The sequence below is a fragment of the Klebsiella sp. CN_Kp088 genome, from assembly GCF_040064335.1.
Taxonomy (GTDB): Bacteria; Pseudomonadota; Gammaproteobacteria; order Enterobacterales; family Enterobacteriaceae; genus Klebsiella; species Klebsiella aerogenes.
Map to the genome: position 1 here is coordinate 120,939 of NZ_JBEAIQ010000001.1, position 12,024 is coordinate 132,962.

Below are 12,024 nucleotides of genomic sequence, written 5' to 3' on the forward strand. Positions count from 1 at the left end.
CGATGTCCGATAACCGCGTCTATAGCTACTCCGCCGTGCTGATGGGTTCGCCCATCCTGCTCAAACTCTATTCCCACGATGAGGCGCTGGCCTCCCGCGTATTTCAGTTAATTAAACGCTACGAAGATCTGCTCACCGTGAACCGGGCGCAGTCGCAGGTAATGAATATCAACCATGCCGCCGGGCGTCATCCCGTCACCGTTAGCCGTCCGGTGTACCAACTGATTAAGTGCGCTAAAGCCGCCAGTATGGTGCGCGACAGCGCCTTTAATCTGGCTATCGGCCCGCTGGTTAAACTGTGGCGCATTGGCTTTCAGGGGCATCGCGTGCCGTCGGCGGCGGATATTGCGGCGCGGCTGCCGTTAACCCGCCCGCAGGATGTCATTCTCGATGACGAAAAGCAGAGCGTGTGGCTGGCGCAGGCCGGAATGGAAATTGACCTTGGCGCAATCGCCAAAGGATATATCGCCGACCGGGTACGCGATTACCTGGGCCAGCAGGGGATCGAACAGGCGCTGATTAATCTCGGCGGCAATGTACATACGTTAGGGGAATGGGCGATTGGGCTGAAAAAACCCTTTGCTGCGGCGCAGGAGCTTATTGGCTCGATTGCCGTTAGCGGGCAGTCGGTTGTCACTTCAGGCACCTATGAACGCTATTTCGAACAGGATGGCAAACGCTGGCACCATATCCTCGATCCGCGCAGCGGCTATCCGCTGGATAACGAACTCGACAGTGTAACGGTTATTTCCGCGGATTCACTGGACGGAGATATCTGGACCACGCTGCTGTATGGCCTTGGCGTGGAGAAGGGCTGCGCGGCGTTGCGCCAGCGGGACGACATTGAAGCGATTTTTGTCACCAAAAACCGCGACGTGATTCTGTCGTCACCGCAGCGCATCCGCTTTCAACTGCTCGACAGCGGCTACCAGATTACTGACTGTACTGCTTGAGCAGGCCGTACTGCTCGGCGACCAGCCGATAGCGATACACCGGTCGGCCGGTCGCGCCGTAATGGATGGTGGTATAGAGAATATTGATCTGCGCGAGCCAGATCAGATACTTGCGGCATGAGACGCGCGAAATATTCACCGCCGCCGCCAGCTCATCGGTAGAGAATTCCACATCAGGGTGGCTATCAATCCACTGGCACAGCGTGCGTAGAGTTTGCGCCGTTAAGCCTTTCGGTAGCTTACGCGCGTCAGCCGCTTCCGGCGTGCCGCCGTGCAACAGACGATCGACATCCGCCTGCTCGTAATAGGGCTGGCCGGTCATCAGTTTGCGTTTTTCACGCCATGCGGTCAGCGCTTCTTCAAAGCGCGGGAACTGGAAGGGCTTAATCAGATAATCCACTACGCCATAGTGCATAGCGGTTTGGACGGTGGCGGCATCGGCGGCGGAAGTTATCATAATCACGTCGATGGCGCGTCCGCTGGCGCGAATGGTCGGCAGCAGATCGAGGCCGCTATCCTGCTGCATGTAAACGTCCAGCAGCACCAAATCGATCGCCATCTGCGGGTCATTAATCATCTCCTGGGCTTTGCCGAGCGTCGACGCGGTGCCGCAGCAGCTGAAACCGGGGATGCGCGCCACGTACAGGCGGTTCAGCTCGGCAACCATCGCATCGTCGTCAACAATTAATACATTTATCACGCTTTTTTCCTTTTACTATCCCAGGGCAGGTGAACAAAAAATTGGGTAAATACGCCAGGCTCGGACTCGACGGACAACGTGCCGCCGAGTTCGTGCAGCTGCTGGTTGGCGAGAAACAGGCCGACGCCGCGATTTTCGCCTTTAGTGGAGAAGCCCTTATTAAAGATGGCGTCAATATTGGCCGCCGGGATCCCCGGGCCATCGTCGCTCACTTCACCGCTTAGCCAGCCATCCTGATAGTGCAATAGCAGGCTCACTTCGCCTTCCTCCTGGCCGCTCATCGCGTCCAGCGCATTTTCAATCAGATTGCCTAACACCGTCACCAGTACGGTGACCTGTTTTTCATTGGGGCAATCCGGCACCAGGCTCTCTTCGGCGAGGTTCAACGTGAAGCCTCGCTCTTTGGCGCGCTGGATTTTACCAATCAGGAAGCCGGCGACCACCGGCGATTTTATCCGGTGCTGAATTTCACCGATATCGGCCTGATAGGCATGGGCGGTTTGCAGCACATATTCTTCCAGCTTGTCATAGCTTTTCATATTCAGCAGGCCGAGGATCACGTGCAGCTTGTTCATAAACTCGTGCGAAGTGGTGCGCAGGGCATCGACGTAGCTCATCATGCCGTCCAGCCGCTGCACCAGTTGACTCATCTCGGTCTTATCGCGGAAGGTGCTGATCGCGCCGACGATGGCGTTCTGGCTGCGCACCGGGACGGTATTGCTGATCAGCAATAAGCCATTACAGCCGAGCGCTCGGTCATAGATAGGCTCGCCGCTACGCAGAACTTCCTGCAGGTCGGCAAGCAGCGGGGTGCGATCGATGCTTTTATCCGGCCCGCTAAGTAACATGCCGCGGGCGGCCGGGTTAATCAGCGTGACCTGGCCGCTGCTATCCACGGCGATCACGCCTTCTTTCAGCGAGTGCAGCATCGCTTGTCGCTGCTGGAATTGGGTGGAGATATCCTGCGGCTCCAGCCCCAGCAGAATACGTTTTAAGCCGCGCACCAGGCTCCAGGTGCCGATAGCGCAGACCAGCGCGCTGAACAGAATGGTCAGCAGAACGTCCCAGCGGCTATTGGCGATCTGTTCGTCGACTTTACTCAGCGAAATACCTACCACTACCACGCCTATCTGCTGATGCTGTTCATTGAATACCGGGGTAAACACGCGCAGCGCCGGCGCCAGGACGCCGTGGTTAATCGCCACGTTTTCCCGCCCGGCGAGGGTCGGGCGGATATCCTCGCCGATAAAGGGTTTACCGATGATGGCGCTATCCGGATGCGAATAGCGAATGCCGCGCATGTCGGTCACAATCGCGTAAAGCAGGTCGTTACGCCGGGTAATGGACTGCGCCAGCGGCTGAATAATATTGCTCTGCGGCGGCTCGCCGAGACCGCGCTTCACCTGCGGCATATCGGCCATGGTGCGCGCCACCGCCAGCGCCGTCTCTTTTAAGCCGTCGCGAGTGGCGTTACTGATTTGCATAAACCATAGCGCGTAGACCAGCAGCAGCACCGCGCCGATAACGCTGCCAATCATCAGCGTGACGGCGGTACTTAATTTCAGGCTGCGGGCGCGCTTGCGGGCGGGCGGCTGTAGCTCGGCTTCCTTCATGACAACCCCGATCGATTCGTTGAACGATCATTATCGCCGATAGGGCGGCTTTCATAAAGCCGTGTAATAACAGTAAAACCGGCGTACCGGGTATCCGTTGCCTGACATGCGTAGCCCTCATGCTCGGATAACGCGCAATCGCGCTGCGATTAGGTGTCGGGTGAACAAACTGTGACCTCCGTGGCGGTAAAGCCGTGAATGAAGGCTTTACACTGGCTGCATCAATCAAATAGCCGTGATGAATGAATGGATATGTCACCGCTATTGATTTCGCCGCAGTGAGTTCGGTTTTAAATGGAGGTTTTATGAGCAGTAAGCCAACCGCATCAATGCTGGAACGACGCCACCCGCAAACGCGCCATATCGATACGCTCGCCACCCTCGATATGCTGACCCTGCTGCAGCAGGATAACAAACAGATAGCCGTTGCCATCGATGCCTGCCTGCCGCAGATTACCCGGCTGGTGGATAACGCCGCGGCGACCCTGAGCCGGGGAGGACGGCTGGTGATCGTTGGCGCCGGGGCATCCGGGCAGGCGGCGTTGCAAACGGTTAATGACTATTCCCCTGAAGCCAATCACTCACTGGTGGCGATGATCGCCGGTGGCGAAGGGAGCGCGCTGCAGGCCGCCGAGCGGGCGGCTAACGATTATGATGCGGGCTTACGGGATATGCAGCTATTGTGCCTGAGCGCCAACGATATGCTGCTGGCGCTCACCGTCAGCGGCAAAACGCCGTGGGTGTGGGGAGCCATGCGTCACGCCTGGTCGCTGGGAACGCCGATTGCGATCCTGACGCAGCAGCCTGATAGCGAAGCCGCGCAGCTGGCGGATATTATGATTGCGCCGCAGACCGGGCCGGAAGCGGTGGCGGGTTATGGCAATCCGAAAGCGCAAATGGCGCAGCGGCAGATCCTCACCCTGTTAACCACCGGCCTTGCGGTACGCAGCGGCAAAGTGTTCGGCAACCTGCGTGTTGATCTACAGGCAACCAGCCCGCGCTGGGAGGAGCGGCAAATCGCCATGGTGATGGCCGCCGCAGAGTGTACGCGCGCGCAAGCTAAAGCCGCGTTGGCCAGTTGCAATCAGCATTGTCGGACGGCGATTCTGATGCTAATGACGGGGCTCGATGCCTGGCAGGCGCGGGATCTGCTCAGCGAAAACAACAACCATTTGCGTGTCGCCCTGGCTGAAGCGCAAGAGAAAACGCTCAGTAACGTTAATTAATCGCCTCGCCGCGCCGGTTTGTTAAATAACTAAATAAACCGGCGCTATATTTCTTATCGCCCGATTCATCCTGATTTTCCGTCGCTATTTTTCACAATAACTGCCAGCGAAATAAATAAGCTGCTTTTTTAAGTTAAAAAACTGTTTGATTAAAATATCGAAGTGTAAATGATATTTTAAAATAAAGTAAAAGTGCGTTAATATGACGGCTCTTATTACACTTTTGCTACGCGATATTTCTATTATGCCTGCAATTAAAAAAACGATTATATCTATGACCGCATTAGCGATGTTCGTCAGTACGGCGACCTACGCAAATGGCGATACCTCGAAAAAAACTGACTTTCTGCTGATCGGCGGCGGCATCATGAGCGCCTCGCTGGGCACCTGGCTGCAGGAGTTGCAGCCGGAGTGGAAACAGGTGATGGTGGAGAAACTCGACGGCGTCGCGCTGGAGTCCTCCAACGGCTGGAATAACGCCGGTACCGGTCACTCGGCAAATATGGAACTGAACTACACGCCGCAGCGTGCAGACGGTTCTATTGATGTCAGCAAAGCGCTGGATATCAACGAACAGTTTATGATTTCGCGCCAGTTCTGGTCGGCGCAGGTCAAACGCGGTATTTTGCACGACCCGCACTCGTTTATTAATTCCACGCCGCATATGAGTTTCGTGTGGGGCGATAATGTGGATTATCTGCAAAAGCGTTATAACGCGCTGCAGCAGACCACCTTATTCCAGGGAATGAAATTCTCCACCGATCACGCGCAAATTAAACAGTGGGCGCCGTTGGTGATGGAAGGACGCGATCCGCAGCAAAAAGTGGCCGCGACCTGGACGCCGGTCGGTACCGACGTGAACTACGGTGAAATTACCCGTCAGCTGATCGGCAGCCTGAAAAAGAGCAGCAACTTCTCGCTGCAGACCTCTTCTGAAGTCACCGATTTTAAACGCAATGCCGACAACTCCTGGCACGTGACGATTAAGAACGTGCAGAGCGGTGAAGAGCAGGCTATCGACGCCAAATATGTCTTCATCGGCGCCGGTGGCGGCGCGCTTAAGCTGCTGCAGAAAACCGGTATTCCGGAAGCGGACAACTATGCGGGCTTCCCGGTAGGCGGCTCATTCCTGATGACCGAGAACCCGGAGCTGACAAAACTGCACCAGCAGAAAGTTTATGGTCAGGCTTCAGTTGGCGCGCCGCCGATGTCGGTACCGCACCTGGATGCTCGTTACCTTGATGGTAAGCGCGTGGTGCTGTTCGGACCATTCGCCACCTTCTCCACCAAGTTCCTGAAAAACGGTTCGTTCTTCGATCTGCTGAGCACCACCACCACCAGCAACGTACTGCCGATGACCCACGTTGGCCTCGACAACTTCGATCTGGTGAAGTACCTGGTTAGCCAGGTTATGCTCAGCGATGATGACCGCTTTGCGGCGCTGAAAGAGTACTACCCGAACGCGCGTAAAGAAGACTGGAAACTGATTCAGGCCGGTCAGCGCGTGCAGATCATCAAAAAAGACGCGGAGAAGGGCGGCGTGCTGAAGCTCGGTACCGAAGTGGTGGTCGATCAGCAGAAAACGATTTCTGCGCTGCTCGGCGCATCGCCAGGTGCTTCCACCGCCGCGCCGATCACCCTGAACGTTCTCAAGCAGATGTTCCCGCAGCAGTTTAACTCGCCGGAATGGCAGAGCCGCATTCGCGCTATCGTGCCGAGCTACGGCGAGAAGTTAAACGGCAACGTGGCCCTGACCCAGCAGGTTTGGGATGACACCGCCGCGGCGCTGCAACTGACCAAGCCTCCGGTCATTCAGATGCCAGAGACGGCGCCGACCGCGACCGCCAAACCGGCAGAGACGCCGCGCGAGGCCTCGCCGCAGCACGATATGGCGCTGTAACGACGCATCCAGGTAGTGAACAAAAGGGAAGACCATGGTCTTCCCTTTTTTGCGTTTTTTACCGGCTGAGGCCGCGCGCTGCCTGCAACTTTGGCCTCATAAAAGATATACTGGTTTGAATTGAAATAAGAAAATTAAACCAGGGGTGTGGAAGGGTTATGAAAGACGATATCAACCAGGAGATCACCTTCCGCAAGCTATCGGTCTTTATGATGTTTATGGCGAAGGGCAATATCGCCAGAACCGCCGAAGCCATGAAGCTCAGCAGCGTTAGCGTTCACCGCGCGCTGCATACGCTCGAAGAGGGAGTCGGCTGCCCGCTGTTTGTTCACAAAGGGCGCAACCTGCTGCCGCTGCAGGCGGCGTGGACGCTGCTCGAGTACTGCCAGGATGTGATGAGTCTGATGAGCCGCGGGCTTGAGGCGACGCGTAAAGTCGCCGGCGTCGGTCAGGGACGGTTGCGCATCGGTACCCTCTATTCTCTGACGCTGGAAACCGTTCCGCGCATCATCATGGGGATGAAGCTGCGTCGCCCGGAGCTTGAACTGGATCTGACGATGGGCTCCAATCAGATGCTGCTGGATATGCTGGAAGACGATGCCCTTGACGCTATCTTAATCGCCACCAATGAAGGCGAATACAATAATTCGGCTTTCGACGTGGTGCCGCTATTTGAAGATGATATCTTCCTCGCCGCGCCGGCGATGGAACAGCTCGATACCACTCAGCTCGCCGACCTGCGCGATTACGCCGATCGTAAATTTGTCTCGCTGGCGGAAGGGTTTGCGACGTATGCCGGATTTCAGGAGGCCTTTCATGTAGCCGGTTTTGAGCCGGAAATCGTGACCAGGGTGAATGATATCTTTTCGATGATAAGCCTGGTGCAGGCAGGCGTCGGGTTTGCGCTGCTGCCGGGGCGCATGAAGAAGGTTTACGAAAACGATGTGCAGCTGTTAAAGCTGGCGGAACCCTATCAGATGCGCCAGCTGATCTCTATCGTCTATTCACACCATCGCGAGCGCGATGCCGACCTGCTGGCGTTGGCGGCGGAAGGGCGCATGTACGCCCGCAGTATTAATCGCTAAGCCGCTGCGCCAGATGGCGGGCGACGTCTACGCCGCTGCGCTCCAGCGAAATTGTCTCGCCGCGCCAGCCCGCCTGGCGGGTCAGGCAGGTGAGCACGCCGCCGGGCGGCATCTCGATTGCCAGCCTTGCGTCGCGTTCATCAGCGGCGATCATCGCCTCCTGCCAATGCACGGTGCGCGCCATGTTCATTGCCAGATCGTCGGCGATCCGCTGCGGATCCCACAGCACGCGCGCCGTCGAGCCGCTTAAATAGGCGCGCTGAGGGCGCGTTAAGGTGACGTCGGCAAAGGCTTTTGCCAGGGCTGCGGCAGGTTTATCCAACAGCGCGCAGTGCGACGGCACGCTGACCGCCAGCCGTTGGGCTTTACTGGCGCCAGCCTGCAGCGCCAGCTGCGCCACCTCGGCCATGGCTTCATCGCGCCCGGCGATCACGATTTGCGTTTCGGCGTTCAGGTTGGCGAGATAAACCTCGTGGCCCTGCATCAGCGCCTCAACCCGCGGGCGGGTCAGCCCCGTAATCGCCGTCAGCCCGTAACCTTCGGGATAAGCCTGCTCCATTAAATCGCCGCGTAGCGCCACCAGCCGCAGCGCGCTGGCGAAATCGAGCGCGCCGGCAATCACCGCTGCCGGAAACGCGCCGATAGAGAGCCCGCTGACCATCTGCGGATCCACGCCCTGGCGCTGAAGTTCGCGCGCCCAGGCTACCCCGGCGATCAGCAGACAGAGTTGTACTGCACGGGTATGCTTTAGCGCGTCGGCGCTATCGAGGGTATCGACTTCATCCCCCAGCACGGCGCGCGCCTGGGTGAGGATAGCCTCGCGATCGGGGATTGCCGCCAGCATTGCGGGGCGCTGGCCGCCCTGACCGGGAAAAGTAAATATAATCTTCATCAGTCCTCCCTGTGCCACGGCGTCGCGGTTAAGCGCGCGCCGCGGGATGTTTTCAGCAGCGCGCGGCCATCGCGCAGCCACTCATTAAGGGCGAAGGCGCCGTACGGTGTTTCTATCTGGGTATCGGCGCGGCACGGTAGTTGGGCCACCCGGGCCTGCCATTCCAGCAATGCCTCGCGGTCCAGCGGCTGCGGCGCGCGGATCAGCAGATCCAGATCGCTTGCCGCATGCAGCACCGGGATTTCGGTTGCCAGCGCGTAGCCGGTACTGCCGGTGACGCCCCAGCCCCAGGGCCAGCGGTGTAAGGTGAGGGCGATAGCCGCCTGAACCGGCGGCTGCGAGACAAACGGTGAGCAGATTAATGCTTCGCGCTCGACAAGCATCTCCGGGGTGACGCTGCGCACGATATTGCGCGGCTGAACCCAGCCGGCGGCGCGCTGTTCGCGCTTCATGCCCCGCACCCCAACCGGGATGCGGGCCTGGCCGTCAACGTCGCGCCTCACCACCACCGGCAGCGCGGCTCGCCACTGTTGAGCCACCCATGGCTCGGCAATGTCTTCCAGGGCGCTGGCGTGGTTTAACCAAACTAAATCGTGGGGACGCGGCGTTGATGACATGGTTTACAGTCCTGAAGTCAAAGAGATAAACAGCGGTAGCGACAGGATACACAGAACCGAGCTTAACAGCAGCACGGCTTCAGCATCCGGAGACTGCACGCCGAAGCGGTTGCCGAAGACCACGCCGAAGAAGCCGGCGGCCAGCGCAATCATCAGGATCGCGGTAATGGCGATAGAACCGTGCAGACCAAGTAACATCACCAGACCCCAGGCAATAAACGGCTGCACCAGCAGTTTTACGATGGTTGATGTAGCGATCAGCGCATTGAGCTGCAGTTTACGTGCCGACAGGATCACCCCGGTGAGGAACAGCGCGGCGGCGGTGGCGGCCAGGCCCAGCGGTTTGATTGACGCCAGCAGCAGGTCCGGCATTTTAATGCCGATCGCGGAAAGCACCACCCCAAGCAGCGGGCCCCAGACGATCGGTTTTTTCACTGAACGCCACATCAGCACCGGCAGCATCGCCAGCGTAGAACCGCTGTTTTCACCCGCGGCGCGGGCTTTTTCACGCTCCAGAATCAGCAGGCAGAACGGGGTCATCAGTACCGAGCCGCAGGCGATAGAGACCGCCACCGACAGCGAGGTTGACGCGCCTTCACCCAGCACGCTGCCGAGGATCGGCAGACCTAACGCGGCATAGTTTGGCAGGGCGACGGTGAGGGTCAGCACCGCGGCATCCTGCGGCGTGCGTTTGAACACGCTGGTGGCGAGGAAGTAGATCGCGGCATAGGTGATCCACATCGCCCCGGTCAGCACCAGCACCAGCGGCGACTGGGCGACGATACCGGCCCACGGCGTTTGTACCGTCGCGCTAAACAGCGTGGCGGGTAAGGCAAAATCCATTACAAAAATATTAAGCAGCGAGACGTTTTTGTTATCTACCATCCCGGCCTTACCGGCCCAGAAGCCCAGCAGCATAATGACGAAAATCGGGGCAAGAGCATGAATAATCACATAAGTCATAAATCACCTGTAAATAAAATAGAGTACTGGCGCGATTGTTATTTTTTCTAAAAGCCGTCCCTTCCCGGAGCGTTTATTCCGCGCTCCGGGAGACTGCTTCCGGCAGGTTTTCTTCTACTACTTACGTACGAACGTCTTACCAGCTGGCGCGCATGCGATCGCGAACCAGTTGCGAGCTGCGGCGGTTTTCCGCGCCCAGACGGCACTTCAGTGAGGTATCGGTGCGCGCGTCAGCGATGGCGTCGCGCAGGGTACGGCTGACCAGTGACAGATCGCCTTCGTCTGGCGCATCCGGATGGTTGATATCGAGCAGGGCGGAGAGCAGGCCGAGCGTAGCGTAGTTGCTGACGTCGTAGGCCATCGGCGGGATCGTCGCCGCCAGTTTCTCCAGCGCCTCTACGGTACGCAGCGTAATGCGCGCTGCCGATTCTTTACCCATCGCGTGAACCAGCACGCCGCTATCGTTAAAGGCGATCAGGCGGTTGGCCTGATAGCCGTGGGCCAAAAACGCCCCGGACATCGCTTTTCCGACAATCAGGCCAATCACCGGGTGGCCGGCAAGACGGGCTTTGGCGTAGGCGCCTGCCGCCCCGGCCAGGGCCTGGTGGATGCCAAAGGCTTCTTCGCGGCGGCCATAGGCCTGGCTCGGGACATCAATTACCGCGACGATCGGCCGTTTGACAGGCCGATCGGCGTCAGCGGCGATGGTTTCGTTGACCACTTTCGCCAGCGTCCAGCCTTCCAGCAGGCCGACTTCGCCGCCGGCGGCGCGCGGGTAGTGGTTGTTAGCGTCAGGCACCACGGCGATAAAGCGGACGTTTTCGCCATCAATCTGGCCATCTGCGACCTGCACCGAAGGGCACAGACCACTCATCAGCGGCGCGTCGGGCGCCAGTTTATTCAGCCACAGCGCGGCGCGGTTTGGGAACTGACTCATTATTTATCCTCCCGGGCAAAAAGCTGTTTAATCTGCGCGGTATCCGCCTGCTGGCGGGTATCGAATTGGCTCAAGCGACGCAGATAATCGTCATAGTTGTCGCTGCGGTGCTGTGCCGGTACGCCTTTGGCGATCGCCTCGTTCATTGCGGTTTTAACGGCGTTAACGCCATCGTTAACCAGCGCGTCGACCAGCCCGCTGGCGGCGCGAATTTCGCCGCCGGTCATGCTCCAGATAAACGGACGGTTGCGGGAGTCGTACTCTTCAATGCCGGCTTCCTGCTCGATAACCTGCGGGCCGTTGAGGCCGAGACGGGCTTCACGGGTGACGATAAGGTAGCTGCACAGCGCCGCGGCGATGGACATACCGCCGAAGCAGCCGACGGTACCGGTAATAATTCCGACCACCGGGGTGTAGCGGCGCAGGTCGACAATCGCGGCATGAATATCGGCGATGGCGGCCAGACCGAGGTTGGCCTCCTGCAGACGTACGCCGCCGGTTTCGAGGCATAGTACCGCCTGGGTCGGGATACCGTTGCGGTTATCTTCCGCCGCCAGCTCCAGCGCGGCGGCCATTTTGGCGCCGGAGACTTCGCCCATACTGCCGCCCTGGAAGGTGCCTTCGATGGCAATCACCACCGCAGGTTGGCCGTTGATCGTGCCTTTGGCGACCACCATACCGTCGTCGGACTGCGGGACGATGCCCTGCGCGCCGAGCCACGGCGACATAATGCCTTCAAACGGATCCAGCAGTTCGCGGTAGCTGTCGTCGTCCAGCAGAGCGTGGGCGCGTTCGCGAGCGCGCAGTTCGATAAAGCTGCGATCGTTACGCATGAGCGGCCTCCTCAAATACTTGTTCAATACGAATACGAGAGACGCCCGGCGTGGCGCCGAAGTCGTGGATAATCAACTGCCCGGCGGGCAGACCGTTGATCAGGTTCAGCCTGTCGAACAGCGCCTGCCAGCGCGCCTGGCTGTTATCCACTGAGGTGGTGATCTGTACGTTGAGCGTGGCGCCCTCTGCGGCGGTATAAAGCACTTCCATATCGCCTGAACCTACGACTCCTGCCAATGCTTTGCCGCTGAGGGCGCGGTTGGCAGGAAATGACAATGTAATCTGTTCCATAACATCCTCTGAA

12 protein-coding genes are annotated in these 12,024 nt (G+C 58.6%); 4 read left to right on the top strand and 8 right to left on the bottom strand.

The genetic code is table 11. From position 1 onward, the window contains the following. The first annotated feature begins 2 nt into the window (after positions 1-2). The gene (locus ABLV08_RS00580) at positions 3-953 is read left to right on the top strand and encodes an FAD:protein FMN transferase (protein ID WP_049053334.1); all 951 of its coding nucleotides are present in this window, start codon (positions 3-5) and stop codon (positions 951-953) included. On the opposite strand, the gene dcuR is transcribed toward ABLV08_RS00580, so the two are convergent. Then, complete coding sequence (gene dcuR, locus ABLV08_RS00585; protein WP_015366795.1) at positions 934-1,653, bottom strand: two-component system response regulator DcuR; 720 nt, start codon at positions 1,651-1,653, stop codon at positions 934-936. The genes ABLV08_RS00580 and dcuR overlap by 20 nt on opposite strands. Further along, complete coding sequence (locus ABLV08_RS00590) at positions 1,650-3,266, bottom strand: sensor histidine kinase (RefSeq protein WP_032707944.1); 1,617 nt, start codon at positions 3,264-3,266, stop codon at positions 1,650-1,652. The genes dcuR and ABLV08_RS00590 overlap by 4 nt, the downstream gene beginning before the upstream one ends. A gap of 305 nt (positions 3,267-3,571) precedes the next feature. Between ABLV08_RS00590 and ABLV08_RS00595 the strand changes: the two genes are divergently transcribed. The 3 genes from ABLV08_RS00595 to ABLV08_RS00605 all read left to right on the top strand — a co-directional run bounded on the left by ABLV08_RS00595 (position 3,572) and on the right by ABLV08_RS00605 (position 7,477). Continuing rightward, positions 3,572-4,492, top strand: coding sequence for an N-acetylmuramic acid 6-phosphate etherase (locus ABLV08_RS00595; protein ID WP_348855422.1), 921 nt, complete (start codon positions 3,572-3,574; stop codon positions 4,490-4,492). A gap of 244 nt (positions 4,493-4,736) precedes the next feature. Beyond that, a complete protein-coding gene (mqo, locus tag ABLV08_RS00600; protein WP_042892408.1) occupies positions 4,737-6,392 on the top strand; it encodes a malate dehydrogenase (quinone) in 1,656 nt (551 codons plus the stop codon). A gap of 158 nt (positions 6,393-6,550) precedes the next feature. Beyond that, positions 6,551-7,477 (top strand): LysR substrate-binding domain-containing protein, encoded by a 927-nt coding sequence (locus tag ABLV08_RS00605; protein ID WP_348855423.1) that lies wholly within the window; start codon positions 6,551-6,553, stop codon positions 7,475-7,477. Here ABLV08_RS00605 and mdcH read toward each other — a convergent pair. From mdcH to mdcC, 6 genes are all read right to left on the bottom strand, one after another. Further along, positions 7,467-8,369 (bottom strand): malonate decarboxylase subunit epsilon, encoded by a 903-nt coding sequence (mdcH, locus tag ABLV08_RS00610; protein WP_045388304.1) that lies wholly within the window; start codon positions 8,367-8,369, stop codon positions 7,467-7,469. The two genes, ABLV08_RS00605 and mdcH, sit on opposite strands and share 11 nt — an antisense overlap. Then, positions 8,369-8,986, bottom strand: coding sequence for a malonate decarboxylase holo-ACP synthase (locus ABLV08_RS00615; RefSeq protein ID WP_047058501.1), 618 nt, complete (start codon positions 8,984-8,986; stop codon positions 8,369-8,371). Before ABLV08_RS00615 ends, mdcH begins: the two co-directional genes overlap by 1 nt. A gap of 3 nt (positions 8,987-8,989) precedes the next feature. Next, entirely contained in the window at positions 8,990-9,949 is a 960-nt protein-coding gene (locus ABLV08_RS00620; RefSeq protein ID WP_004148291.1) for an AEC family transporter, read from the bottom strand. Positions 9,950-10,085: 136 nt separating this feature from the next. Further along, entirely contained in the window at positions 10,086-10,886 is an 801-nt protein-coding gene (gene mdcE, locus ABLV08_RS00625; RefSeq protein WP_032707948.1) for a biotin-independent malonate decarboxylase subunit gamma, read from the bottom strand. Then, the gene (locus ABLV08_RS00630; protein ID WP_213759240.1) at positions 10,886-11,719 is read right to left on the bottom strand and encodes a biotin-independent malonate decarboxylase subunit beta; all 834 of its coding nucleotides are present in this window, start codon (positions 11,717-11,719) and stop codon (positions 10,886-10,888) included. The genes mdcE and ABLV08_RS00630 overlap by 1 nt, the downstream gene beginning before the upstream one ends. Next, positions 11,712-12,011, bottom strand: coding sequence for a malonate decarboxylase acyl carrier protein (gene mdcC, locus ABLV08_RS00635; protein ID WP_213759241.1), 300 nt, complete (start codon positions 12,009-12,011; stop codon positions 11,712-11,714). Before mdcC ends, ABLV08_RS00630 begins: the two co-directional genes overlap by 8 nt. Positions 12,012-12,024: the final 13 nt, after the last annotated feature.

Coding starts and splice junctions, on each gene's coding strand:
- ABLV08_RS00580 (WP_049053334.1), top strand. CDS start 3: ATGTCCGATAACCGCGTCTATAGCTACTCCGCCGTGCTGATGGGTTCG.
- ABLV08_RS00590 (WP_032707944.1), bottom strand. CDS start 3,266: ATGAAGGAAGCCGAGCTACAGCCGCCCGCCCGCAAGCGCGCCCGCAGC.
- ABLV08_RS00595 (WP_348855422.1), top strand. CDS start 3,572: ATGAGCAGTAAGCCAACCGCATCAATGCTGGAACGACGCCACCCGCAA.
- mqo (WP_042892408.1), top strand. CDS start 4,737: ATGCCTGCAATTAAAAAAACGATTATATCTATGACCGCATTAGCGATG.
- ABLV08_RS00605 (WP_348855423.1), top strand. CDS start 6,551: ATGAAAGACGATATCAACCAGGAGATCACCTTCCGCAAGCTATCGGTC.
- mdcH (WP_045388304.1), bottom strand. CDS start 8,369: ATGAAGATTATATTTACTTTTCCCGGTCAGGGCGGCCAGCGCCCCGCA.
- ABLV08_RS00615 (WP_047058501.1), bottom strand. CDS start 8,986: ATGTCATCAACGCCGCGTCCCCACGATTTAGTTTGGTTAAACCACGCC.
- ABLV08_RS00620 (WP_004148291.1), bottom strand. CDS start 9,949: ATGACTTATGTGATTATTCATGCTCTTGCCCCGATTTTCGTCATTATG.
- mdcE (WP_032707948.1), bottom strand. CDS start 10,886: ATGAGTCAGTTCCCAAACCGCGCCGCGCTGTGGCTGAATAAACTGGCG.
- ABLV08_RS00630 (WP_213759240.1), bottom strand. CDS start 11,719: ATGCGTAACGATCGCAGCTTTATCGAACTGCGCGCTCGCGAACGCGCC.
- mdcC (WP_213759241.1), bottom strand. CDS start 12,011: ATGGAACAGATTACATTGTCATTTCCTGCCAACCGCGCCCTCAGCGGC.